The sequence below is a fragment of the Serpentinimonas maccroryi genome (assembly GCF_000828915.1).
Lineage (GTDB): Bacteria > Pseudomonadota > Gammaproteobacteria > Burkholderiales > Burkholderiaceae_C > Serpentinimonas > Serpentinimonas maccroryi.
Window position 1 is genome coordinate 78,483 of record NZ_AP014569.1, and the last position, 24,459, is coordinate 102,941.

The following is a 24,459-nucleotide window of genomic DNA, read 5'->3' on the forward strand; positions in this document are numbered from 1 at the left end:
GCTGCCTGCGCGGACCCTTACACGGGCCGGCAAAGCGGGTAGAGTGCCCACCCTGATGAGACCCAGCCCCCCAGCCACCGCCGCCGCGTCCACCGACAGCCCCAGCCCCAGCCCCAGCGATGACGCAGCCCCCGTCGCGGCCGGCGTGAAAACGCCTGCCCCCGAAGCCCACGCCAACTGGTCGGCCCTGCGCCGCCTGCTGCCTTACCTGTGGCAGTACCGCTGGCGGGTGGCGGCGGCGCTGGCCTTCATGGTGGCGGCCAAGCTGGCCACGGTCTCGGTGCCGCTGCTGCTCAAAGAGCTGGTCGATACCCTAGTCCCGCCCGGTGGGCCGAACCGGCTCGGGCTGCCCGAGGCCGGGGTGGCGCTGGTGGTGCTGCCGCTGGGGCTGCTGCTGGCCTACGGGGCGCTGCGCTTTTGCACTGCGCTCTTTACCGAGCTGCGCGAGCTGGTCTTTGCCAAGGCCACCGAGGGCGCCACCCGCGCCATCGCCTTGCAGGTGTTTGGCCACCTGCACGACTTGAGCCTGCGCTTTCACTTGCAGCGCCAGACCGGCGGCCTGACGCGCGACATCGAGCGCGGCGTGCGCGGGGTGCAGTCGCTGGTGTCGTACCTGCTCTACAGCATCGTGCCCACGATCCTCGAAGTCACGCTGGTGCTGCTGCTGCTGGGTTTGAAGTTCGACCTCTGGTTTGTCTGGATCACGCTCGCTGCGCTGGTGCTGTACGTGTTTTTCACGCTGCGCGTGACCGAGTGGCGCATGGAGCTGCGCCGCCACATGAATGAGGCCGAGTCGCTTAGCCAGAGCCGCGCCATCGACTCCTTGCTCAATTACGAGACCGTGAAGTACTTTGGCAACGAGGGCTTCGAGGCGCAGCGCTACGACGCGGCGTTGGAGGGTTTGCAGCGCACCCGACTCAAAACCCAAGCCACCCTGTCGCTGCTCAACGCCGGGCAGCAGCTCATCATTGCGCTGGCGCTGGTGGCCATGCTTTGGCGCGCCACCGAGGGCGTGCTGGCCGGGCGCATGACGCTGGGCGACCTGGTGATGATCAACGCCTTCATGATCCAGCTCTACATCCCGCTCAATTTTCTGGGCGTGCTGTACCGCGAGATCCGCCAAGGCCTGATCGACGTCGAGCGCTTGTTCACGCTGCTCGACAGCCAGCGCGAGATCGCCGACCGCCCCGATGCCACCGAGCTGCAGCTGCAGCAGGCGCCCGAGATCCGCTTCGAGGACGTGCACTTTGGCTACGAGCGCGAGCGCGAGATTTTGCGCGGCCTGAGCTTCACCATCCCGGCTGGGCAGACGGTGGCGGTGGTGGGGCCGTCGGGCGCGGGCAAATCGACGCTGGCGCGGCTGCTGTACCGTTTTTATGAGGTCGGGCAGCCGGGGCAGGGGCCGCAGGCGTCCGGGCGCATCACCATCGACGGTCTAGACCTGCGCGCTTGCACCCAAGCCAGCCTGCGCCGCGCCATCGGCATCGTGCCGCAAGACACGGTGCTGTTCAACGACAGCATCGAGTACAACATCCTGTACGGCCGCCCCGATGCCGGGCCCGAGGAGGCACGGCGCGCAGCGCAGGCGGCGCACATTCACGACTTCATCAGCGCCCTGCCGCAGGGCTACCAGACCGCGGTGGGCGAGCGCGGGCTCAAGCTCTCGGGCGGCGAAAAGCAGCGCGTGGCCATCGCCCGCACCCTGCTCAAAGACCCGCCGATCCTGATCTTCGACGAGGCCACGTCGGCGCTGGACTCGGCCAACGAGCGCGCCATCCAGGCCGAGCTGCGCCAGGTGGCGCGCAACAAGACCACGCTGGTGATCGCGCACCGGCTCTCGACCGTGGTCGATGCGCACCAGATTCTGGTGCTGGAGCAGGGCCGGATCGTCGAGCGCGGCCGCCACGCCGACTTGCTGGCCGCCGGGGGCCGCTACGCGCAGATGTGGGCGCTGCAGCACCACGGCGCTGGCGCGGCGAGCCCCTCGCCTGAGCTGCCCGGACACGAAGCTGCGACAATTCCGCCATGACCGACGCCGCTGCCCCAACCCCTGCTTCCACCGCTGTTTCCACTGCGGCCTCGCCCGAGGCCCTGAGCCTGATTCGCCCCGACGACTGGCACCTGCACGTGCGCGACGGCGTGGCGCTGCAAGCCGTGCTGGCGCACTCGGCGGCGCAGTTTGGGCGCGCCATGATCATGCCGAATCTGAACCCGCCGGTGCGCACGCTGGCCGACGCCAGCGCCTACCGCGAGCGCATTTTGGCGGCGCTGCCACCGGGCTCGAACTTCGAGCCGCTGATGACGCTGTACCTGACCGACCAGACCGCGCCCGACGAGATCGTGCGCGCCCAAGCCAGCGGCATCGTGCACGGTGTGGGCGAGGCCTTTTTGGCCGGCGCCACCACCAATTCGGCCTTTGGCGTGAGCGATTTTGCGCGCTGCGACGAGGTCTTTGCCGCCATGCAAGAGGTCGGCCTGCCGCTGTTGCTGCACGGCGAGGTCACCGACCCGGCGGTGGATGTATACGACCGCGAGCGCGTGTTCATCGACCTGCACCTGAGCCGCATCGTGGCGCGCTTTCCGCGCCTGAAGGTGGTGCTCGAGCACATCACCACGCGCGAGGCGGTGGAGTTCGTGACCCAGGCCGGGCCGCTGGTGGCGGCCACCATCACCGCGCACCACCTGCTCTACAGCCGCAACGCGCTCTTTAGCGGCGGCCTGCGCCCGCACTACTACTGCCTGCCGGTGCTCAAGCGCGAGCAGCACCGCCTGGCCCTGCTCGAGGCTGCCACCAGCGGCAACCCGAAGTTTTTTCTGGGCACCGACAGCGCCCCGCACGCGGCCCACCTCAAAGAGCACGCCAGCGCCTGCGCCGGCTGCTACACCGCGCACGCCGCGCTCGAGCTCTACGCCGAGGCCTTCGAGTCGGTGGGGGCGCTGGAGCGGCTCGAGGGCTTTGCCAGTTTTTACGGCGCCGATTTTTATGGCTTGCCGCGCCACACCGAGCGCGTGACGCTGCGGCGCCAGCGCTGGGAAGTGCCCGCTTCCTACCCCTTTGGCCAAGCCGAGCTCAAGCCGCTGCGCGCCGGCGAGGCACTGGACTGGCGGCTCGACAACACAGCGGGTTGAATTAAGAAAGAAGCGGCCCCCACAAGTAGCAGGGGCCGCAGGCGCCCACGCCCTGCGGCTGGGGCGCTGCGCCTAGCCGCAGACGCCGACGTGGCCGCAGGCGGTGCAGTAGTCGCAGCCGTCGCGCCGGATCATGGCGTGGGCGCCGCACTCGGGGCATTTCTTGCCCGCCATCAGGCCCGGGCCGCTGGGTGCGGCGGCCGGTTCGGGCTCGGGGTCGGCCTCGGGCTCGGGCAGCGCCAGGCTGAGCTGGTCGGCGTTCAGGTTGCGCCGGGCGCGCAGCTCGAGGATGTTCTGGATCGCGTAGGCGATGGCCGCCACTTCGGAGTCGTGCCACAGCGGCACTTGGGTGCCATCTTCCTTGATCTTGTGGCCATGGCGCACCGGGCCGCGGTCCCAAGCGACTTTGCGCATGTCGCTCAGCGCCCGCTCCAGAAAACCGCCGCGCGCAGCCAGCGACAGCAGCCGCATGCTGGCCGTGATCCACTGCTGCGATTCGCCGTACTGGCCCACCGGCATGAAAAACTCGATGGCGCGATCGACGTGGCCCGAGCCATCGGGGCGCGGCAGGGGCAGGAACGAGACGATCAGGTACAGGCGTTTGTGGCCTTCGTGGGTCCAGTACTCGATTTTTTCGGCCACGGCGTCGAGCGCGCCCTTGGGGCGGCTCTCGATCACGCTGCGCATCGGGTCGGCTGGGGCGGCGGGTGCGGGCGCGGCGGCCGGGGCTGGGGTGGCGGCGGGGCTTTCCGGCAGGGTTTCGAGCACCGAACCCAAGATGGCGTTCGGGCGGTAGGTGGCCAGCCCTTTGAGGCCGGCGCGCCAGGCGTGCAGGTACAGGTCTTTGAAGTCGGCGTAGGGGTAATCGGCGGCGACGTTGACGGTTTTGGAGATCGCGGTATCGACAAAGGGCTGCACCGCCTCCATCATGGCGATGTGGTCGTGCGCGCTCATCTCGAGCGCGTTGACGAAGCAGTCGGGCAGCTGGCGCGTGTCGTGGCCGAGCGCGCGGTACAGGCGCCAGGCGTGGTCTTGCACCTCGTATTCGCTGCGGCTGCCGTCGGCTTCGCGTTTTTTGCGCAGATAAGTCCAAGAAAACGCCGGCTCGATGCCGTTGGAGGCGTTGTCGGCAAACGCCAGGCTGACGGTGCCGGTGGGCGCGATGGAGAGCAGGTGGCTGTTGCGGATGCCGTGGGCGCGAATGCTGGCTTGAATGTCGGCCGGCAGGCGGCTGGCGAAGCTGCCGGCCTCGAGGTAGCGTTCGGCGTCAAACAGCGGGAACGCGCCTTTTTCGCGCGCCAGCTCGACCGAGGCGCGGTAGGCGGCGTCGCGCATGCAGGCCGCGATTTCGCGCGCCATCTCGCGCCCGGCGGCGCTGTCGTAGCGCAGCCCCAGCAGCACCAAGGTGTCGCCTAGGCCAGTGAAGCCGACGCCGATGCGGCGCTTGGCCTGCGCCTCGCGCTGCTGCTGCGGCAGCGGCCAGTGCGTGAGCTCGAGCACGTTGTCGAGCGCGCGCACCTGCACGGCCACGCAGTCGGCAAAGCGCTCGAAGTCAAAGCGCGCCGTGCCGCCGTGGTCAAAGGGGTGCAGCACGAAGCGCGGCAGAATCACCGGCCCAAGGTCGCAGCAGCCGTAGGGGGGTAATGGCTGCTCGCCGCACGGGTTGGTGGCTTCGATGCTTTCGCAGTAGCGCAGGTTGTTGTCGCGCGCGATCTGGTCGAGGAACAGGATGCCGGGCTCGGCAAAGTCGTAGGCCGAGCGCATGATGGTGTCCCACAGCGTGCGCGCCGGCAGCTGGCGATAGACCCACAGGCCATCGGCGCGTTGCTGGGCGCCAGCGGCCACTTGGTCGGCGCCGGGGGTGGCCGGGTGCACCAAGTCCCACGGGCGGTCGTGCAGCACGGCTTCGATGAAGGCGTCGCTCACGCCCACCGAGACGTTGAAGTTGTTCCAGCGCCCCGGGGTGCGCTTGGCGGTGATGAACTCGAGCACGTCCGGGTGGTCGATGCGCAGCACGCCCATCTGGGCGCCACGGCGCGCGCCGGCGCTCTCGACCGTGGCGCAGGACTGGTCAAAAACGTTGATGTAGCTGCAGGGCCCGCTGGCGGTCGAGGCCGTGCCCTTGACGCGCGCGCCCTTGGGTCGGATGCGCGAAAAATCGTAACCGACACCGCCGCCGCGGCGCATGGTCTCGGCGGCTTCGCGCAGCGCCTCGTAGATGCCGGGGTAACCAGCGTCGTCCATGCCCTGGATGCAGTCGCCCACGGGCTGTACAAAGCAGTTGATCAGGGTGGCGCTGATGCCGCTGCCGGCCGCGCTCATGATGCGCCCGGCGCCGATGCCGCCGGCGGCGAGGTTGCGCCTAAAAAGAGCCTCGAATTCGGCGCGGCGCTCGGGCGCCTCGACGCTGGCGAGTGCGCGCGCGAGGCGGTCAAACAGATCGTCGGCGTTGCGCTCGTCGCCCTTGAGGTATTTTTCGCGCAGGACGTCGAGGCTGATCGGTTGCGGCGGCAGGTCGGGCAGCGCGCCAGCGCGGGGAGCGGGGCTGGAAATAGAAGCGGTGGGGGCGGAGGAAGTGGGGGTAGCAGAGGTCATAAGGGCAGCGTGAGTCGGGCTGCGGTGATTTTAGGCTGCAAGCACCGGGCGGGCCGGGCGTAGGGTTGGGCAGGCTCGAGCTCGGCCAACCAAGCCGCTTTGGGGTCGCCGCTGACGCCTTCGCGCACGCCTTCGATGAGCCAGCGCAGCAGGTCGCGCACTGGGCGGATCTGGTCGCCAAAGGGCAGCGGGCCGGCGCCGCGAAAAAACAGGCCGCGCTGCGCGTCGCCCTCGAGCGCGTGCCCGAGCTGCTGGTCGATGCAAAACTGGCCCATCTCGGCCTTGCCGTCGCGCAAGCCGCAGTGGGTGAGGCAGTCAAAGCCCATGTTGCAGTGGCCCTTGGCGTGCGCCACCGCCTTGAGCTTGGGCTCGATGCGCAGGTATTTGCTCAGCCAGTGGTTGCGCACCCCGCGCGCCGGCAGCCCAGCGACGCTGATGAACTCGGCCAGATCGCGTGGCCGCGCCCGCGCCAGAATGTGCTTGAAGCCCAGATCGGCATCGCATTCTTGGGTCACGGCAAAGGCGGTGCCCAGCTGCACCGCATCGGCTCCCAAGCCCTGCAGGCGCTGCACATCGGCGCGCTCATAGACGCCGCCGGCGGCGATCAGGGGGATGGCGCGCTCGATGCCAGCCGAGCGCAAAAAGGCGCGCACCGCCGGCAGCACCTGCTCGAAGTCGAAGCGGCTGTCGCGCAAATCTTCGACCTTGGCCGCGCCCAAGTGGCCACCGGCCCAGCGCGGGTGCTCGATCACGATGGCGTCGGGCAGGCGGCCTTTTTTCTCCCACTTGCGCACGATCAGCTGCACACCGCGCGCGTCTGACAAAATCGGGATGAGCGCGGTTTTGGGGTGGTCTTGCGCCATTTCGGGCAAATCCAGCGGCAGCCCGGCCCCCACCACCAGCGCGTCGATGCCGCAGGCCAGCGCCTCGCGCACGTGCGCGCTGTAGGCGCTGATGGCCTTCATGATGTTGATCGCCAGCAGGCCGCCGCCTTGTGCGAGATCGCGCGCGCGCGCGATCTCGCGCCGCAGCGCCACGATATTGGCGGCGTCGATCAGCGGCCGCGCCTCGGGGCCGGTGCCCAGATGCGCGGTCTGTTCCATCAGGTCGGGGTGTTTGCGCCGCAGATCGACCGACGACAGCGTGCCCACCGCCCCCAGCGCCGCCACGTTGCCGGCCAGGCTCGAGGCCGATACCGCCACGCCCATGCCGCCTTGCACGATCGGCAGCAGAGTGCGGCCAGCCAGTAGCAGCGGCTGCAAGCCGGTTTGGGAGAGCCATTCGGTGACGCTGGGCGTGCTGGGCATGGGGTTCATTTCGGGTGGGTCGTTGTGGTTCCCAGGCCAGCTCAGGGGTCCGGAGGGCTTGGCGTCGGTTAATTCTACGCGCATGGCACGCGCCTGCGGCTGCGCTGGCGCATCAAGGCCAGCCGTGGGGCTTCATCGGGGCGCAAATACGCCCGCCCCTCGTCGGCTGGCGGCGTTGCCCCTCACTGCAGCAGCGGCGCGCTGCTGGTCTCGAGATCGAGGCCCTCGATCTGCGCCGCGCCGGCCAGCAGCAGCATGTAGTGGCGCAGCGCCGTGGCGCGCGACTTGAGGCGCAGCTGGCGTTCGATGCGCTCGCGCACTTCGTCGAAAGCGAGCTGGCGGCCCTTGCGCCTGCCCAGCACCTCGACGATGTGAAAGCCAAAGCGCGTGTGCACCAAGCGCGGGTGCAGCCCCATGCCGCCGAGTTGGTCGGTCTGGAAGAACAGCTCGTTGGCCAGTTCGAGTGCGCAGTCGTCGGGGCCGATCCAGCCCAGTTCGCCGCCTTGGGCGCCGCTGGGGCAGTTGGAGAGCTCGCGCGCCAGTTCGCCGAAGCGCTGCGGCGCGGCTTCTTTGCGCGACAGCTCCAGCAACGCGGTTTCGGCGCGCTGCGCCAGCGCGTGCACATTCACCCCCGGGGTGACGGCAAACAGGATGTGGCGCAGGTTCACCGCCTGCCCGACCACGAACTGCAGGCTCTGGGCCTGGTAGGTGCGCTCGCACGCCTCGAGGTTGGGCTCGGGCGTTTGCACCTCGGCCTCGAGCATGGCTTGGATGCACTCCTGCTGCGCCTCGTCCAAGGTCGGGGCCAGATCGGTGTGCTCAGCGGCGGGCAAGAGGCCACGGCGCACCGCCTCTTGGCGCAGCAGCTCGGCGTAAGCGCGCTCGCGCAGTTCGGGCGGCGACAGGGCCTCGTCGGCGCGTTGCAGCGCCACGCCGTTGATGCGCGGCAGCGGCGGCGCGGTGGCGGCCGCTGCCTCGGCGGCTTGGGCGGCACACTGGCAGCCACCACCACCGCCACCGCAACCCGTGCGCGTGGCTTCAGTCAAGTCGTTCATAGTGGGTCTGGCTTTCAGGTTTGGGTGGGATGTCCGTGGTTGTGGGGGTGCAGGCGGTTCAGCGTGGCGCGTCCGAGCGCTCGCCCAGACCCAAGCGGCGGCTGCGCACCAGTTGGTAGGGGCGCCGCAGGTAGGCCAAGGTGCCAAAGCCGCTCCAGACGTGCACCAAGCGGCTGAACGGAAACACCAAGAACAGCGTCATGCCCAGCACCAAGTGCGCCTTGGTGATCCAGCCGATATCGACCAGCAGCTCGGCGGCGCCGGCGCGCAAGGTCACGATGTGCTGCGCCCAAGCCGACAGCTGCGCCATCTTGGCACCATCGAGGTGGTACTGCACCGAACCCCAGATCGTGGCCAAGCCGAGCGCGAACTGGGCCCACAGCAGCCACAGAATCAAGATGTCGGCGCCCTTGCTGGTGGCGCGGATGCGGGGATCGCTCAGGCGCCGGTGCAGCAGCAGGCTCAGGCCGATCAGGCCCAGCACCCCAGCCACGCCGCCGACGCTGATGGCCATGAGCTTTTTGTCGGCGGTGCTGATAAAAATCTCATAGATCCAAGGCGGGGTCAGCAGGCCGACGGCGTGGCCAAAAAAGATCACCAGAATGCCGATGTGAAACAGGTTGCTGCCCCAGCGCAACTGGCCGGTGCGCAGCAGCTGCGACGAATCGGTCTTCCAGGTGTACTGGTCGCGATCGAAGCGCAGCAGGCTGCCGACCAAGAACACGGCCAAGCAGATGTAGGGGAAGTAGCCAAAGAAGAACTGGTGCAGCGAGTTCATGTCTGCGCTCCTTGATGCGACGGTTTGGACGGCTTGACAAAGCGTATCGGTTGCGGCTGATCGGGCCGCGTTTGGCCGCTGCTGGCGCAGCCGTCAAACGCCGCCGGCTCGGCCCAGGCCTGATCGAGATCCGGGTCGGCGGCCACCGGCACCGGTTCGGCGGCCTCGCCGGCGAGCTCGAGCACCGCCGCCAGCACGCAGGCGTAGGGGCTTTGGCGCTTGAGCAGGGCGCTGAAGATGGCGCGCACGATGTGCGCGGTCTCGTGCAGAAAGGCCCGCGCTTGCTCGGCCGGCTGGGTCGAGGCGAACTCGAGCAGCACCGGCAGGTAGTCGGGCAGGTCGTCGGCGTCCAGGTACAGGCCGGCTTGCTCGTAGGTTTGCAGCAGGTCGATCATGGCCGGGCCGCGGTCGCGGCTGTCGCCGTGCACGTGCTCGAACAGGTGCAGCGCCGTGCCACGGCCGCGGTCAAAGAGCTCGACGTACTCGGCCTCGACCGTCAGGCCGCTGCTGTGCTGCAGGCGCTGCAGCAGCTGCTCGAGCTCGGCCAAGCGCGGCGCGGCGAGCGCGGCCTCTTGTTGCAAGGCGGCGCGCAGCTCGGGCAGGTGCGCGCGCAGGGCCGCGTCGGGGTAGCGCAGCAGGTGCGCCAGCGCGCGCAGCGTCAGCTGCATGCTCGGGGCCAGTGGGGGGCTGTGGTGGCTCATCTCAGGCTCCTACCTTGATGGGGATGGTGCGCTTCTTCTCGGCCCCGAACAGGCTGGTTTCGGTTTCGCCGTCGGAGCAGCCGTTGCCAAAACTGAAGCCGCAGCCACCGCGCAGGTTGTAGGCGTTTTCGGCGTACTCGCGGTGCGTGCTCGGGATCACGAAGCGGTCTTCGTAGTTGGCGATGGCCATGATGTGGTACATGTCTTCGACCGTGGCCGCATCGAGCCCGACCTGATCGAGCACCTCTTGGTTCACCACGCCCTCGACGTGCTTGGCGCGCTGGTAGGCGCGCATGGCCAGCATGCGCTCGAGCGCCTTGACCACCGGGAACGGGTCGCCGGCGGTGAGCAGGTTGGCCAGATACTTGACCGGGATGCGCAACTGGCTCACGTCGGGGATGACGCCGTTGAGGTTGAGCGCGCCGGCGTTGGCCGCGGCGCTGATGGGCGACAGCGGCGGGATGTACCAGACCATGGGCAGGGTGCGGTATTCCGGGTGCAGCGGCAGCGCCACCTTCCAGTCCATCGCCATCTTCCACACCGGGCTCACACGGGCGGCGTCGAGCCAGTTCTGCGGCACGCCGTCGCGCAGGGCTTGGGCGATGACCTCGGGGTCGTTGGGGTCCAGAAAGACGTCGAGTTGCGCCTGGTACAGGTCGGTGTCGCGGGCCACGCTGGCGGCTTGCTCGATGCGGTCGGCGTCGTAGAGCAGCACGCCGAGGTAGCGGATGCGGCCCACGCAGGTCTCGGAGCACACCGTGGGCTGGCCGGCTTCGATGCGCGGGTAGCAGAAGATGCACTTCTCGGCCTTGCCGCTTTTCCAGTTGTAGTAGATTTTTTTGTACGGGCAGCCCGAGACGCACATGCGCCAGCCGCGGCACTTGTCTTGGTCGATCAGCACGATGCCGTCTTCTTCGCGCTTGTAGATGCTGCCCGATGGGCAGGAGGCGACGCAAGTCGGGTTCAGGCAGTGCTCGCACAGCCGCGGCAGGTACATCATGAAGGTGTTTTCGAACTCACCCACCATGGCTTTCTGCGCCGCCTCGAAGCTGTCGAGGTTGGAGTCCTTGCTGCGCTTGGAGAACTCGCCGCCCAGGATTTCTTCCCAGTTCGGGCCCCATTCGATCTTCTCCATGCGCTGGCCGGTGATGAGCGAGCGCGGGCGTGCCGTGGGCGCGGTCTTCATTTCGGGCGCGCTGTGCAGGTGCTCGTAGTCGAAGGTGAAGGGCTCGTAATAGTCGTCGATTTCGGGCAGGTTGGGGTTGGCAAACAGCTTCATCAGCAGCGACCACTTGCCCCCTTGGCGCGGCACGATCGAGCCGTCGCTCTTGCGGGTCCAGCCGCCGTTCCAGCGATTTTGGTTTTCCCACTCCTTGGGGTAGCCGATGCCGGGTTTGGTCTCGACGTTGTTGAACCAGGCGTACTCGACGCCGGGGCGGTTGGTCCAAACGTTCTTGCACGTTACCGAGCAAGTGTGGCAACCGATGCATTTGTCCAAGTTCAGGACCATGCCGATCTGTGCGCGTACTTTCATTGCATTGCTCCTTGTTCGCGGTGCGTGGGCATCAGGGGTTTTCGCCCTGCGACAAGACGGCGCTGGCGCGCTGCGGGTCGTCCGGGGTGTCGAGCCAATCGACCTTGTGCATCTTGCGCACCACCACGAACTCGTCGCGGTTGGTGCCGATGGTGCCGTAGTAGTTGAAGCCCCAGCTCAGCTGCGCGTAGCCGCCGATCATGTGCGTCGGCTTGGTGACGGCGCGCGTGACCGAGTTGTGGATGCCGCCGCGGTGGCCGGTGATTTCGGAACCCGGCGCGTTGATGATCTTCTCTTGCGCGTGGTACATCATCACCATGCCCTGGTTGACGCGCTGGCTGACCACGGCGCGCGCCGAGATGGCGCCGTTGACGTTGAACAGCTCGACCCAGTCGTTGTCTTCGATGCCGGCGGCCTTGGCATCGACTTCGGACAACCAGATCACCGGTCCGCCGCGGTTGAGCGTGAGCATCATCAGGTTGTCGGAGTAGGTGCTGTGGATGCCCCACTTCTGGTGCGGGGTGATGAAGTTGAGCAAAATCTCCTTGTTGCCGTTGGGCTTGCGGTTGTGGATGGCGTCGGTGGTGTTGAGGTCCACCGGCGGCCGGTAGCTCGAAAAGCCCTCGCCAAAGGCGCGCATCCAAGCGTGGTCTTGGTAGAACTGCTGGCGCCCGGTCAGGGTGCGCCATGGAATCAGTTCGTGCACGTTGGTGTAGCCGGCGTTGTACGACACCTTCTCGGATTCCAGCCCGGACCAGATCGGCGAGCTGATGATCTTGCGCGGCTGCGCCTGGCAGTCGCGGAAGCGGATTTTTTCGTCCTCGCGGTGCAGCGCCAGGTGCGCGTGCTCGCGCCCGGTGACCTTGGACAGCGCCTCCCAAGCCTTGACGGCGACGTGGCCGTTGGTCTCGGGCGCCAGCTGCAAAATCACTTCGCAGGCGTCGATGTCGCTGACGATGCGCGGCATGCCTTTGGTCGGGCCTTCTTCCAGCGTGATGCCGTTGAGCTCGCCCAGCTGCGTGACTTCGGTCTCGGTCTTCCAGGCCATGCCCTTGCCGCCGTTGCCCAGTTTGTTGAGCAGCGGCCCGAGCGCGGTGAAGCGCTTGTAGGTGTTGGGGTAGTCGCGCTCGACCACGGTCATGGCCGGTGCGGTCTTGCCTGGCACCAAATCGCACTCGCCTTTTTTCCACTCCTTGACGTCGAAGGGCTGCGCCAACTCGGCCGGGCTGTCGTGCATCAGCGGCGTCAGCACCAGCTCTTTTTCTACGCCCAAGTGGCCGACGCAGACCTGGCTGAACGCTTTGGCCAGGCCCTTGTAGATCTCCCAGTCGGAGCGGCTCTGCCAGACCGGATCGACCGCCACCGACAGCGGGTGGATGAAGGGGTGCATGTCGCTGGTGTTGAGGTCGTTTTTCTCGTACCAGCTGGCCGTGGGCAGCACGATGTCGGAGTACAGGCAGGTGGTGCTCATGCGAAAGTCGAGCGTCACCAGCAAGTCGAGCTTGCCTTCGGGCGCTTGGGCGTGCCAAGCGACTTCGGTCGGCTTGGCGTCGGCGGCGCCGAGGTCTTTGCCCTGCACGCCGTTTTGCGTGCCCAGCAGGTGCTTGAGGAAGTACTCGTGGCCCTTGCCCGACGAGCCCAGCAGGTTCGAGCGCCAGACGAACAGGTTGCGCGGCCAGTTTTGCGGCGCATCCGGGTCTTCGCAGCTCATCTGCAGGCTGCCGTCCTTGAGCGCCTTGACGGCGTAGTCCTTGGGGTCCATGCCGGCGGCGGCGGCGTCCTTGACCACCTGCAAGGGGTTGGTCTTGAGCTGCGGTGCGCTGGGCAACCAGCCCATGCGTTCGGCGCGCACGTTGTAGTCGATCAGGCTGCCGCCGTAGGCTTTGGGGTCGGCCAGCGGCGACAGGATGTCGGCGACGCCGATCTGCTCGTAGCGCCACTGGTCGGTGTGGGCGTAGAAGAACGAGGTCGAGTTCTGCTGCCGCGGTGGGCGCGCCCAGTCGGTGGCAAAAGCCAGCGGAATCCAGCCCGACTGCGGGCGCAGCTTCTCTTGCCCGACGTAGTGCGCCCAGCCGCCGCCGCTTTGGCCGATGCAGCCGCACATCATCAGCAGGTTGATGACGCCGCGGTAGTTCATGTCGGCGTGGTACCAGTGGTTCATGGCGGCGCCGATGATGACCATGGATTTGCCGTGCGTCTTGTGCGCGTTGTCGGCAAACTGGCGCGCCACCGTGATCACCTGCTGACGCGGCACGCCGGTGATGGCCTCTTGCCAAGCCGGGGTGTAGGGGGCGTTGTCGTCGTAGTTTTTGGCCCCGCTGCCCAGCCCGCGGTCGATGCCGTACTGCGCCACCTGCAAGTCGAACACCGTCGCCACCAGTGCTTGGGGCGCGCCGTCTTCTTTACTCAGCGGCAACTTGACCACCGGCACGCGCACGCGGTTGATGTCTCCTCCGCCCATTTTGTTGGAACTGAAATGCGGCACGTCGCGGCCGGCGAAGTAGGGCAGGGCCACTTCGGCGATCTGGTGTTCTTGGGCGCCGTCTTCAAGCACCGAGAGCTTGAGCCGCACTTCTTCGTTGGTGCGCGCTTCTTTGGCTTCTAGGTTCCACTTGCCGAGGTCTTCGCGGCCTTCGGGGCCCCAGCGAAAGCCGATCGATCCGTTGGGCAGCACCGCCTTGCCGGTGGTGTCGAAGGCGACGGTTTTCCACTCCGGGTTGTTGCTTTGGCCGAGCTTGCCGGCAAAGTCGCTGGAGCGCAGGTAGCGGTCCGGCACCAGCGTGGTGCTGCCGTCGGCTAGGGTGTGCTCCTTGAGCAGCACCAGCAAGGGCAGGTCGGTGTAGCGGCGCGCGTAGTCGTCGAAGTAGGCGCTGCGCACGCCGCTGTCGGGGAAGTAGAACTCCTTCAACACCACATGGCCCATGGCCATGGCGAGTGCGGCGTCGGTGCCCTGCTTGGGGTGCATCCAGATGTCGGCCAGCTTGGCGACTTCGGAGTAGTCGGGTGTGACCGCCACCGTTTTGGTGCCCTTGTAGCGCACCTCGGTGAAGAAGTGGGCATCCGGGGTGCGCGTCTGCGGCACGTTGGAGCCCCAGGCGATGATGAAGCCCGAGTTGTACCAGTCGGCCGATTCGGGCACGTCGGTCTGCTCGCCCCAGATCTGCGGGCTGGCCGGGGGCAGGTCGCAGTACCAGTCGTAAAAGCTCATGCTCACGCCGCCGAGCAGGCTCATGTAGCGCGAGCCGGCTGCGTAGGAAACCATCGACATGGCCGGAATGGGCGAAAAGCCGATGATCCGGTCCGGCCCATACTTCTTGATCGTATAGACGTTGGCGCTGGCGATGAGCTGGTTGACTTCGTCCCAGGTCGAGCGCACGAAGCCGCCCATGCCGCGCACCTGCTGGTAGTCGCGCCGTGCTGCCTCGTCGTCGGCGATCAGCGCCCAAGCATCGACCGGCGTCTTGGCCACCTTGAGCGCGGCGCGCCAGCGCTCCAGCAGCCGGCCGCGCACCATCGGGTACTTGACCCGGTTGGCGCTGTACAGGTACCAGCTGTAGGAGGCGCCCCGGGCGCAGCCGCGCGGCTCGTGGTTGGGCATGTCCCAGCGCGTGCGCGGGTAGTCGGTCTGCTGGGTTTCCCAGGTGACGATGCCGCCCTTGACGTAGATTTTCCAGCTGCAGGAGCCGGTGCAGTTGGTGCCGTGGGTCGAGCGCACGATCTTCTCGCTCGCCCAGCGGTTGCGGTAGGCGTCTTCCCAGGTGCGGTCTTCGGCGGTGGTGCGGCCGTGGCCGTCGGCAAACGGTTCGCGTGCCAGCTTGAAGAAGGTCAAACGGTCAAGGAAATGGCTCATGGCTGGGTCTCCAGTGTGAAAGGTGGCTTGGGCGGGATCAGCAGGGCTTCTCGGCGCCTTTGCGCCAGTAGTACCAGTAGTTGAGCGCGATGCCCACGAAGTACAGGAAGGCGAAGAAATAGAGCGCGGCATTGGGGCTGCCGGTCATGGCAAACGAGCGACCAAACAGGATCGGCACAAAAAAGCCCAGCAGCAACACCGCCATCGCCGCCGTAAAGCCCAGCACCGGGCTGGCTTGCTTGGGCTCGAAGATCATCACGATCTGCTTGAACACGCTGGCGTTGCCGATGCCAGCACCCAAGAAGATGCCCAGCAGCACGATGAAGAACAGGGTGAACTGCTCGGATGAAGTCGGTGCGGTGAGGAAGGTCAGGCCGATGGCCGAGCTGGCCATGATCGCGAACACCAGCATGGTCATGTTCGAGCCGCCAAACTTGTCGGAGAAGATGCCGCCGATGGGCCGAATCAGCGCCCCCACCAGCGGCCCGATCCAAGCGTAGGCGAGGGGGTCGGGGGCGTTGGGCAGGCCGTGGAACACTTCGCGGATCAGCAGCGGCGTCGAGGCGACAAAGCCCGAAAAGGTGCCGAAGGTGAAGGTGTAGAGGATGGTCTGCACCCAAGTGTGCTTGAGCTTGACGATCTGCATCTGCTCCATGAAGTCGCCGCGCGCCGGGTGGTTCTTCATGCCAAACAGCACCAGCACGGCCATGATCAGGGTCGGGATGAGCCAGATGTAGGCCGCGTTTTGTGGGTACATCAGAACCTCGCGCACCACCTCGCGCGTCGCTGGGTTGAGCACCCTGAACATCATCGAGTCGCCGGCAATGGCGCCAAACAGCCCCACGCCGATGGCGGCGGGCACCAAGAACTGCGCCGTCGAGGCCCCCAGGTTGCCAAAGCCGATGGTGAAGCCCAGCGCCGAGCCGCCGATGCGCTTGGGAAACCACAGGCTGATGTTGGCCGCGGTAGAAGAGATCTGGCCACCGGCACACAGCCCCGCGACACCGGCCCAGAACAGCAGCACCCAGAACGGTGTGGTCGGGTCTTGCACCACGTGCCCGATGCCAAAGATCGGGATCAGCAGCGCCAGCGTGAAGATGAAGGTGGTCCACATGCCGCCGATCTTGAGCACCAAAAAGGTGTGCGGAAAGCGCGCCACCGCGCCCATGAGCAGCGCCATCGCCGGCAGCCAGAAGCGCTGATCGACGGTGAGCTGAAAGCCCAAGCCCGGCAGGCGCACCACCAGCGCGCTCCAGGTAAACCAGACCGCAAACGCCAAGTGCAGCGCCAAGAAGGCGATGATCAGGGTGCGGATCGCCAGCCACTTGCGGCTGTTCCAAAAAACCGGGTCCTCGGGGCGCCATTCGGTCACGTTGGGCGACCAGATCGGTTTCGACTGGGCGCTGGTTCGGTTGTTCATACTGTGCTCTCCGTTAAAAATGAGCTGCAGCGCGTGCGTAATCGGTTGCAGGCGCTGGGGGCGCAAACGCCCCGGTGGCTGGGTTCGACTGTGCCGCTTGCGGCACGACTTGAACATCCTTCGAAGGGGCTGGCGCGCCGACTCTGAAAGAGCGATGGCACGCGGCGCCGCCATCGGTCGAAGGAACTAATGCCCTTTGAGGCCCTTTTGCTCGAGTTGCTGCACCAAGGTGCGCAGGTCGTCGAGGTCGCGGAACTTGGCCGTGAGTTGGAAGCCGTCGTTCTTCTGGCTCAGCTCCACGCCTTGGTTGCCGGCTAGGAACTGGCCCAAGCGGCTGCGCGCGTCTTCCTTGAGCCGGTTCTCCTCGGCGATCGCGTGGTCCACCGACGACAGCACGTAGTTCTCGTCAAAGCCGCCCTTGGGCTCTTGCAGCCAGATCACGCACACCAGCCAGCTGAAGAAGGCCCCGGCGGCGATGATGAAGAAGAACTGCTGCGGCGTGACGTACATGAAGATGAACAGGTAGAACACCGCACCGGCGTTGCCGTAGGCCCCGCACATGCCCGAGATCTGGCCGGTCACGCGCCGCTTGATCGAGGGGATGATGCCGAACGTCGCCCCTTCGGCACCCTGCACGAAGACCGAGAACAGGATCGTGAAGCAGACCGCGATCACCAGCGGCCAGCTGCTGTCGAGCAGGCCCATCAGCACCGCACCGATTCCGATGCCGAACATGTAGGCCGCCATGACGAAGCGCCGGTTGCCAAAGCGGTCTGAAACCAGCCCGCCCAACGGACGCGCCACCAGGTTGACGAAGGCGAAGGTCGAGGCCACCAGACCCGCCTGCACCGGCGACAAACCCCAGGTCATGAGGAAGAACATCGGCAGGATCGAGACCACGGCGATTTCGGCGCCGAAGTTGGCGAAGTAGGTCACGTGCAGCGCCGCCACCGACTTGTAGGGGTAGCGGTCGTCTTCGGGCACGCCGCGCTTGAGGATGGGCAGATTGACGCGCAGGATCTGCACCACCTGGTAGATGATGATGAGCGCGATGCCCAGATAGAGCGCGTAGGACAAGTTGTCGCCGATGAAGCCCGACAGATGGATGCGATAGACCACGATCGCCAGCACGCCGGTGAGGAAGATGGTGAACAGGATGTGCAACACCATGTCGCCGTAGGACGAGACTTCCAGCGCCGAGGCCTTGCGCGGCTTGCGCTGGGTGCCGGGCTTGGGGCCGTCGGTGATGGCGAACCAGTAAAACACGCCATACAGCGCCATCACCGTGCCCGACATGGCGATGGCGTAGCGCCAGCCGTCGTCGCCGCCAAACACGTACATGGCGATCGAGGGGATGGTGAGCGCCGCCCCGGCCGAGCCGAAGTTGCCCCAGCCGGCGTAGAAGCCTTCGGCAAAACCGATGTCGCGCGGTTTGAACCACAGCGCCGTCATGTGGATGCCGATCACGAACGAGGCCCCGACACAAGACATGACCAAGCGCGAGACGAACAACACCTCGCGGCTGTCGCCAAAGGCGAAGACGAAGGTCGGGATGGCCATGACCACCAGCAGGACGGAGAACACGCGCCGCGGACCCCAGCGGTCCAGCGCCATGCCGACGAAGACGCGCGCCAGAATGGTCAGCGCGACGTTGGCGATGGCAAAGATCTGGATGTCCTCGCGCGTCAGCCAGTCTTCGGACTGGAGCATCATGGCCGCCAGCGGCGCCATGTTGAACCAGACGTAGAAGGTCATGAAAAAAGCGATCCACGTCAGGTGGAGGGCTTTGATTTCCGGGTTTTTGTAGCGAAATAAGTCGGCGACTTGCATGATGGGTATGGGCTGGCGGGTTGTTGGCCCTTAGCCTTCTTGGGTCGGGATGATGAGCAAGGGGCACTGGGCGCGGCGCGCCAAGAAGGCGCTGACGGTGCCAAAGGTCATGTGGTCGAGCTCGTCGAAGAGCGCGTCGATGCGCCGGGCGATGAAGTTGCCATCGGGCTTGTACGAGTGGCGCGCGATCACCAGCACGTCGGGCCGGTGCTGCTCGGTGGCTTGCAGCAGCATCTTGCGCGCGTCGCCCTCGGCCACCAGCACCCGGGTCGCAAAGCCGGCCAAGGCCAGTTCGGCGGCGGCCGCTTCGGTGCCGGCTTTTTGCTCTTGGTACTGGGCGCTGAACAGCTCGTCACCCGAGTTGGCGTTGCTGCCGGGCTCCTCGATCACGGTGACCAAGGTGACGCGGGGCAGTTCGCGCGCCATGAGAAACATTTTTTTCACGGCCTCAAGCGCAATGCGGGCATTGCGTGAGTGGTCGTAGGCCAACATCACTTCCATAAGATTCCCCTCGGGTTAAGCCACGGCCATAAAGCGGCCGGGGTTGGGCATCAACTCTGCCGCTTTGGCAGGGTTTTGCCCATTCTCCCGAAGGGCGCCTGGGGTGTTGTGCCGAAGAACTAGGGTGCGGTGGCGGGCGCGGGGGTGTGGGCTTTGGGGCGCTTGAGGTAATCCGAGTTGCGCACTTCGGTCCAGTACATCCAGATCAGCGACACCCAGACCACGCCAAACAGCAGCATGAAGGCGGTCGAGCGCACGCCGGTCAGGTCTTGCAGCATGCCGAACATGATCGGCAGCACGAAGCCGCCGAGCGCGCCGATGCAGCCGACGATGCCCATGATGACGCCGATGTTGCTCGGGTAATCGTCGGCGATGTATTTGCACACCGATGCCTTGCCAAAAGCCCAGGCAATGCCGAGCACGAACATCAGCACCGTGAAGCTCCAGACGTTGTGCGCGAGCGTGAAGGTGACGGGGCCGCCTGCAGTTTGGATGGTGTAGGTGGTGGCCGGGTACGAGAGCAGGAACAAACAGACCCAGCTCACCCACATCACCCACCAGGTGGTGCGGTGGGCGCCGTAGCGGTCCGACAGCCAGCCACCGACGCCGCGCAGCACGCCGCCGGAGAGCGAAAACACCGAGGCCAGCAAGGCGGCGATGCGGATATCGAGGCCGAACTCGCCCACGTAGTACTGCACCATCCACAGCGACAGCGCGACGTAACCACCGAGCACCACCGAGTAGTACTGGCAGTATTTCCAGACCGTGGGGTCTTTGAGCGCCTGCAGTTGCTCGCGCCAGGTGATGCGCGCATCGACTTTGTGCTGCGGGTCGCTGTAGGTCAGGAACCAAAACAGCAAGGCCATGGCCAGCATCGACAGCGCATAGACCTGCGGCACGAAAATCCAGCCAAAAGCCACCAGCAGGCTGGGTGCCACCAGTTTGCCCAGCCCCGCGCCCATGTTGCCGGCGCCAAACACGCCCATGGCAAAGCCCTGGTTGCGCGGCTCGAACCAGCGCGCCACGTAGGGCGTGCCGACCGAGAACGAACCACCGGCCAGGCCGACGAACAGCCCGAGCACCAAGAATTGCCAAAACTCGGTGGCGTGGCTGATGAGCCAGATCGGCACCACGGTCGAGAGCATGAGCAGGAAAAAGACGATGCGCCCGCCGAACTTGTCGGTCCACATGCCGAGCGGAATCCGGATCAGCGCGCCGGTGAGCACCGGGGTGGCGGTGAGCAGGCCGAACTCGGTCGCGCTCAGTTGCAGCTCTTGCTTGATCGGCACACCGATGACGCCAAACATCATCCAGACCATGAAGCAGACCGTAAAGGCGAGCGTGCTCATGATCGCCACCGACAATTGCTTGCGCCTGAGGCCGGTGCCGCTGTGCGTCTGCGTCTGCGCCTGAACGTGAACTGGGCGCGGGTTCATGGGGTGGCCCTCGTGCGGGGTGGGTGGGTGGGCATGGTTTGGGCTCCGTTGGGCTGGGGAGCGGGCACGGGTGGCTGCTTGCCTAGGATGCAGCGTTGAGTGGGCCCGCAACCCGCACTGTGTCCGCTGCCGCCCGCTTTGCCCATCCTGCTCAATGATGTCGGGCGCCCCTGCCGCATGGCCGACCCCGGGGCATGCCTACCCTGGCCGTTGGGAGTAGATCGGGTGCAGGAGCAGGGCGCAGCGCTAGCTCAGCCCGCGCTCGCTGGCATAGACGGCGGCGTGGACGCGGTTGCTCAGGTTGAGCTTGCGCAAAATGTGCTGGACGTGGATTTTGACCGTGGTCTCGGCGATGCCCAGCGCGCGCGCGATGTGCTTGTTGCTGTCGCCCTTGGCGATGAGCTTTAGGATTTCGCTTTCGCGCGGCGACAGGGTGTGGATCGGGTCTTTGGGGTTGAGCGCGTGCAGCGCTTGGCTGCGCGCCGCCGCCGGCGCGGAGTCAGCGGCCGGGTTGGCTGGAGCAGCGGATGGGGTGTCGGGGGGGTGGCGCAAAAGCCCGACCAGTTTGCCCATCATCTCGGGGCTGATGACCGAGTCGCCGTCCCAGACGCGCTGGATCGAGTCGCACAGGGCGTCGGTGTTGATGGTCTTGACCAAGTAGCCGTCGGCACCGGCGCGCAGCCCGGCGGCCAGGTCTTCGACGTTTTCGCTCACCGTCAGCATGAGCACGCGCACGCCCGGCTGGGCGCGCTTGAGGTCGGCAATGGCCTGCACCCCGAGCACACCCGGCATGTGGTTGTCGAGCAAGACCAGATCGGGGCGCTGCTGGCCCAGCACCTGCAGGGCTTGCGAGGCGTCGGCGGCCTCGCCCACGACTTCAAAGCGCGCATCCTGCGCCAGCAGCGCGATCAGGCCGCGTCTAAACAGGTTGTGGTCATCGACCACCAGCAGGCGGATGGGCGGGGTGGGGGCTGGGTTCATGCGGCGTTGCTTTGAGTGGCGGTTGGGAGTTCGAGGCAGACTTCGGTGCCGTGCGCCGGGCGCGATTCGATCTGCACCCGGGCGCCGATGCGCTCGGCGCGTTCGCGCATGATATGCAAACCGACGTGGGTGTCGTCGGCAGCGGGTGGCTTGGGCTCGAAGCCGCAGCCGTCGTCGCGCACCTTGAAGCGCCACACTGGGCCGCGTTCGACGCTGAGCCAGACCCGGTTGGCGTGGGCGTGCTTGCGCACGTTCGACAAGGCTTCCTGCAGCACATGCAGCACCTGCAGCTGCACGTCGGAGGGCAGCTCGATCGCCTGGCCCTGCAGCTCGAGCTCGGTTTTGATGCCGCTTTGGTGCTCGAACTTGCTCAGGGTGGCGCGCAGGGCCTGCGCCATGTCGTCGCTGTTGGTGCGGGTGCGAAAGTGCACCAGCAGTTCGCGCACGTCGCTGGTGCTCTCGCGCACGCCGGCGTCGATTTCCTCCAGTGCCTGCTGCACCAGCTGCGTGTCGGCGCGCTGCAAGGCCTGGCGCAGCAACGTGACCTGGATCTTGAGGAAAGCCAGCGACTGGGCGATCGAGTCGTGCAGTTCGCGCGCCAGCAGGGTGCGCTCCTCGCTCACCGCAGCTTCGCGCAGCAGGGCGGTGTTGCGCAGGTGTTCGAGGGCGGCGGCCAGTTGGCTGGCTAAGGCTTCGTAGAGCGCGCGGTCGGCCTCGGTCAGGGTGGCCGGGTGGCGAAAGAACAGGTCGATCTCGCCCAGCAAACGCTCCTGGACCCGAATCGGTACCGTGATCAGGCTGACAAAGCCGGCCTTGGCGCAGTTGCCCAAGCGCGCGTCGGTGGCGCTGACGATGGGTATCACGCGTGTGCGCGCCTGCTCGGGCAACTGGCCGCAGGCGCAGGCGCCGGCCTCGATGCAGTGTTCGCCCTCGACCAGTTCGGGCGGCAGGGCCTCGCTGCCCAGCATCAGGTAGCGCTGGTTGGCCGGGTCGGTCCAGCGCAGGGCCAGGCCATCGGCCTGGCTGAAGGCGCGCACGCGCTGGGCAAATCCGCGCGTGATTTCGTCCATCGAGCGGGCGTCGATCAGAAAGCTGCTGACTTCGTACAACACGCGCAGGCGCTCGCGCTCGGCGCGCAGGTCGCGCGTCTTGTTTTCGACCCGGCGCTCCAGCCCTTGGTAGAGCTCGCCCAAGGTCTGGGTCATGTGGTTGAAGCCGGCGGCGAGCTGGTTGAACTCGTCGTGCGCCTCGGGCGGAATGCGCGCGCCGAACTCGCCCGCTTGCACCCGGTTCTGGGCCTCGATCAGGCGGCGCACGGGGAAGGCGACGTACAAATGACCCATGTAGAGCGCCAAGATCGCCCCAGCGACCGCCAGCGCCATCATCACGAACTGAAACAGGGTCAAGAGGGCGCCAAAGCGCACCAATACGCGTTCGATCGCCAGCACCAACAGGTCCACCTCATCGACGAAGGCATCGACCTCGGTGACCAATTGCCCATGGCCGAGCGCTGGGCCGTATGCGCCCGATAGCACCGGACGCAGCTGCAGCCAAGAGGTCTGCAAGGCTTCAAACTTGGCCCGGGTGGCGGCGTTCCAAGGCACGAGCAGGGGGCGTTGCGGGTCGCCCCGGCGCAGCAAATCCAAGCTGTGCTCGAACTCCTGCACCAGCACGGCGCGCGCCTGCAGGTCGTGCTGCGCCAGTTCGGCGCTCAGCAGGCGCCAGGCTTGCATGCGCAAGCGCCCGGCTTCGTTCACGGCGGCGGCGCCGCCGTCGAGCTTGCGCGTGACCCACATGGTGGAGGCGATGGAGACCAGCGCCAAACCCAGCAGCGCCAAGCCCAGCACCAAAAACTGGGTCGAAAGTCGGCGTTTGGGCATCATAGGGGCGTACTCGGGGGCTATTGTCGCCGCTGGGGCCGCCCTGGGTTCTAGTTCCAAAGAACTAGGGCGCAACCCGCAGCATCCTCCTCTTGCACGGCACAGGCCCGGCCGCAGAAGGATGGCGCCGTGTCGGTCTGGGTGCCATGATGGCGCGTGATGTGCATCGATTATTTGCCATGAACGCGCCGCCCCCACCTGCTGCTGCGCCAGCGCGCTGGAGTTGGCGCGCCCTGTACTGGGCGCCGCACCGGCTGGCCTTTGCGCTGGCGTGCGTGCTGCTGATTTTGTCGAGCCTGTGGTGGCTCAACGTGCAGCTGGTGCGCAGCGCCTGGCTGCCCGAGGCGCTGGTGTGGCCGCTGGTCTGGTACCCGAGTCTGGTTCATGGCGCGGTCATGACCTATGGCTTCGTGCCGCTGTTTTTTCTGGGGTTTTTGTACACCGCCGGGCCGCGCTGGCTCGGCATCGAGGGGCCGACGGCGCGCCAGATCGCGCCCGGGCTGTGGCTGCAGGGGTTGGGGTGGTGCCTGTGGCTGCTGGGAGCGCAATTGGGCGGCACGGTTGCCTTGGTTGGGGGTGCCCTAGCGTGGCTGGGGCTGTGCGCGGGCCTGTGGCATTTGCTCGCCATGCTGCGCCAAAGCCGGGTGGCCGATCAGGTGCACGCGCGCCTGATCGCTGGCGCTTGGGGCCTAGGGCTGCTGTGCTTGGCCGGTATGTTGCTGGCGCTGGCTTGGGACCAGCCCTCGCTGGCGCGGGCGTGGCTGACCAGTGGCTTGTGGGGCTTTGTGGTGGTGGTCTATGTGACGGTGGCGCACCGCATGATCCCGTTCTTCACCTCCAGCGCCTTGCCCATGATCAGCATCTGGCGCCCGCTCTGGGTGCTGCTGTTTTTGCTGCTGGCGATCGCGCTGCGCCTGCTCATGGTCTGGGTCGAGTGGCTGGAATGGGAGCTGCGCCTGTGGGCGGCGCTGGGCAGCTTTTGGTTGTTGGTCTCGGGCATGGTGCTGCTGGGGCTGGCCTTTGTCTGGGGGTTGGTGCAGAGCCTGCGCATTCGGTTGCTGGCGATGCTGCACATCGGTTTTTTGTGGCTCGGGCTGGCGTTTTTGATCGATTCGATCGGCCACTTCTGGATGCTGCTCTCGGGCGATGCGCCTTGGACGCTGGGGGCCATGCACGCCATCACCATGGGTTTCATGGGTTCGCTGTTGCTGGCGATGGTGACCCGGGTCTCGTGCGGGCACAGCGGGCGCTTGCTGGTGGCCGACCGGCTGGTGTGGAGCCTGTTTTGGTTGCTGCAGCTGGCCACGGTGCTGCGGGTGGTGTCGGACTTGGTCGATCTGCGCTACCTGCTGGGCCTGACGCTGGCCGCCGCGCTGCTCTGGACGCTGGCACTGCTGCCGTGGGCGCTGCGCATGCTGCGCTGGTACGGCTTGCCGCGCATCGATGGTCGGCCGGGCTGAGG

The 24,459-nt window shown here is 66.5% G+C and carries 16 protein-coding genes; 3 read left to right on the forward strand and 13 right to left on the reverse strand.

What is annotated here, in order from left to right; genetic code table 11:
* The first annotated feature begins 55 nt into the window (after positions 1–55).
* Entirely contained in the window at positions 56–2,029 is a 1,974-nt protein-coding gene (locus SMCB_RS00410) for an ABCB family ABC transporter ATP-binding protein/permease (RefSeq protein WP_082027132.1), read from the forward strand.
* Positions 2,026–3,129 (forward strand): dihydroorotase, encoded by a 1,104-nt coding sequence (pyrC, locus tag SMCB_RS00415; protein WP_045534267.1) that lies wholly within the window; start codon positions 2,026–2,028, stop codon positions 3,127–3,129. Before SMCB_RS00410 ends, pyrC begins: the two co-directional genes overlap by 4 nt.
* Positions 3,130–3,201: 72 nt before the next feature.
* On the opposite strand, the gene SMCB_RS00420 is transcribed toward pyrC, so the two are convergent.
* The 13 genes from SMCB_RS00420 to SMCB_RS00480 all read right to left on the reverse strand — a co-directional run bounded on the left by SMCB_RS00420 (position 3,202) and on the right by SMCB_RS00480 (position 23,000).
* Positions 3,202–5,724: an adenosylcobalamin-dependent ribonucleoside-diphosphate reductase gene (locus tag SMCB_RS00420; protein ID WP_082027133.1), complete on the reverse strand. Its 2,523-nt coding sequence runs from the start codon at positions 5,722–5,724 to the stop codon at positions 3,202–3,204.
* Positions 5,721–7,031: an NAD(P)H-dependent flavin oxidoreductase gene (locus tag SMCB_RS00425; RefSeq protein ID WP_082027134.1), complete on the reverse strand. Its 1,311-nt coding sequence runs from the start codon at positions 7,029–7,031 to the stop codon at positions 5,721–5,723. Before SMCB_RS00425 ends, SMCB_RS00420 begins: the two co-directional genes overlap by 4 nt.
* Positions 7,032–7,213: 182 nt before the next feature.
* Positions 7,214–8,086, reverse strand: coding sequence for a peptidylprolyl isomerase (locus SMCB_RS00430; protein WP_045534268.1), 873 nt, complete (start codon positions 8,084–8,086; stop codon positions 7,214–7,216).
* A 58-nt stretch (positions 8,087–8,144) separates the two neighbouring features.
* Positions 8,145–8,864: a respiratory nitrate reductase subunit gamma gene (gene narI / locus SMCB_RS00435; protein WP_045534270.1), complete on the reverse strand. Its 720-nt coding sequence runs from the start codon at positions 8,862–8,864 to the stop codon at positions 8,145–8,147.
* Positions 8,861–9,565, reverse strand: a complete 705-nt coding sequence (gene narJ / locus SMCB_RS00440; RefSeq protein WP_034111589.1) for a nitrate reductase molybdenum cofactor assembly chaperone — start codon at positions 9,563–9,565, stop codon at positions 8,861–8,863. The genes narI and narJ overlap by 4 nt, the downstream gene beginning before the upstream one ends.
* 1 nt (position 9,566) lies before the next feature.
* Entirely contained in the window at positions 9,567–11,099 is a 1,533-nt protein-coding gene (gene narH, locus SMCB_RS00445) for a nitrate reductase subunit beta (RefSeq protein ID WP_045534273.1), read from the reverse strand.
* 31 nt (positions 11,100–11,130) lie between these two features.
* Positions 11,131–14,949, reverse strand: coding sequence for a nitrate reductase subunit alpha (locus tag SMCB_RS00450; RefSeq protein WP_045534275.1), 3,819 nt, complete (start codon positions 14,947–14,949; stop codon positions 11,131–11,133).
* Positions 14,950–14,986: 37 nt separating this feature from the next.
* Positions 14,987–16,369 carry an MFS transporter gene (locus SMCB_RS00455; protein WP_045534277.1) on the reverse strand — a complete coding sequence of 461 codons (1,383 nt, stop codon included), beginning with the start codon at positions 16,367–16,369 and terminating at the stop codon, positions 14,987–14,989.
* A gap of 186 nt (positions 16,370–16,555) precedes the next feature.
* The gene (locus SMCB_RS00460) at positions 16,556–18,199 is read right to left on the reverse strand and encodes an MFS transporter (protein WP_045534279.1); all 1,644 of its coding nucleotides are present in this window, start codon (positions 18,197–18,199) and stop codon (positions 16,556–16,558) included.
* A 30-nt stretch (positions 18,200–18,229) separates the two neighbouring features.
* A complete protein-coding gene (locus tag SMCB_RS00465) occupies positions 18,230–18,700 on the reverse strand; it encodes a universal stress protein (protein ID WP_045534281.1) in 471 nt (156 codons plus the stop codon).
* Between the two features lie 119 nt (positions 18,701–18,819).
* Positions 18,820–20,049 (reverse strand): MFS transporter, encoded by a 1,230-nt coding sequence (locus SMCB_RS00470; RefSeq protein WP_231851265.1) that lies wholly within the window; start codon positions 20,047–20,049, stop codon positions 18,820–18,822.
* Between the two features lie 333 nt (positions 20,050–20,382).
* Positions 20,383–21,117 carry a response regulator gene (locus tag SMCB_RS00475; protein WP_045534287.1) on the reverse strand — a complete coding sequence of 245 codons (735 nt, stop codon included), beginning with the start codon at positions 21,115–21,117 and terminating at the stop codon, positions 20,383–20,385.
* A complete protein-coding gene (locus tag SMCB_RS00480; RefSeq protein ID WP_034111578.1) occupies positions 21,114–23,000 on the reverse strand; it encodes a type IV pili methyl-accepting chemotaxis transducer N-terminal domain-containing protein in 1,887 nt (628 codons plus the stop codon). The genes SMCB_RS00475 and SMCB_RS00480 overlap by 4 nt, the downstream gene beginning before the upstream one ends.
* A 176-nt stretch (positions 23,001–23,176) precedes the next feature.
* On the opposite strand from SMCB_RS00480, the gene SMCB_RS00485 reads away from it, so the two are divergent.
* Entirely contained in the window at positions 23,177–24,457 is a 1,281-nt protein-coding gene (locus SMCB_RS00485; protein WP_045534288.1) for an NnrS family protein, read from the forward strand.
* Positions 24,458–24,459 lie beyond the last annotated feature (2 nt).

Excerpts from the sequence above, each read along its gene's own strand:
- SMCB_RS00425 (WP_082027134.1), bottom strand. The coding sequence starts at position 7,031 with ATGCCCAGCACGCCCAGCGTCACCGAATGGCTCTCCCAAACCGGCTTG.
- SMCB_RS00455 (WP_045534277.1), bottom strand. The coding sequence starts at position 16,369 with ATGAACAACCGAACCAGCGCCCAGTCGAAACCGATCTGGTCGCCCAAC.
- SMCB_RS00470 (WP_231851265.1), bottom strand. The coding sequence starts at position 20,049 with ATGAGCACGCTCGCCTTTACGGTCTGCTTCATGGTCTGGATGATGTTT.
- SMCB_RS00430 (WP_045534268.1), bottom strand. The coding sequence starts at position 8,086 with ATGAACGACTTGACTGAAGCCACGCGCACGGGTTGCGGTGGCGGTGGT.
- narI (WP_045534270.1), bottom strand. The coding sequence starts at position 8,864 with ATGAACTCGCTGCACCAGTTCTTCTTTGGCTACTTCCCCTACATCTGC.
- SMCB_RS00475 (WP_045534287.1), bottom strand. The coding sequence starts at position 21,117 with ATGAACCCAGCCCCCACCCCGCCCATCCGCCTGCTGGTGGTCGATGAC.
- SMCB_RS00460 (WP_045534279.1), bottom strand. The coding sequence starts at position 18,199 with ATGCAAGTCGCCGACTTATTTCGCTACAAAAACCCGGAAATCAAAGCC.
- SMCB_RS00420 (WP_082027133.1), bottom strand. The coding sequence starts at position 5,724 with ATGACCTCTGCTACCCCCACTTCCTCCGCCCCCACCGCTTCTATTTCC.
- narJ (WP_034111589.1), bottom strand. The coding sequence starts at position 9,565 with ATGAGCCACCACAGCCCCCCACTGGCCCCGAGCATGCAGCTGACGCTG.
- pyrC (WP_045534267.1), top strand. The coding sequence starts at position 2,026 with ATGACCGACGCCGCTGCCCCAACCCCTGCTTCCACCGCTGTTTCCACT.
- SMCB_RS00410 (WP_082027132.1), top strand. The coding sequence starts at position 56 with ATGAGACCCAGCCCCCCAGCCACCGCCGCCGCGTCCACCGACAGCCCC.
- SMCB_RS00450 (WP_045534275.1), bottom strand. The coding sequence starts at position 14,949 with ATGAGCCATTTCCTTGACCGTTTGACCTTCTTCAAGCTGGCACGCGAA.
- SMCB_RS00465 (WP_045534281.1), bottom strand. The coding sequence starts at position 18,700 with ATGGAAGTGATGTTGGCCTACGACCACTCACGCAATGCCCGCATTGCG.
- narH (WP_045534273.1), bottom strand. The coding sequence starts at position 11,099 with ATGAAAGTACGCGCACAGATCGGCATGGTCCTGAACTTGGACAAATGC.
- SMCB_RS00480 (WP_034111578.1), bottom strand. The coding sequence starts at position 23,000 with ATGATGCCCAAACGCCGACTTTCGACCCAGTTTTTGGTGCTGGGCTTG.
- SMCB_RS00485 (WP_045534288.1), top strand. The coding sequence starts at position 23,177 with ATGAACGCGCCGCCCCCACCTGCTGCTGCGCCAGCGCGCTGGAGTTGG.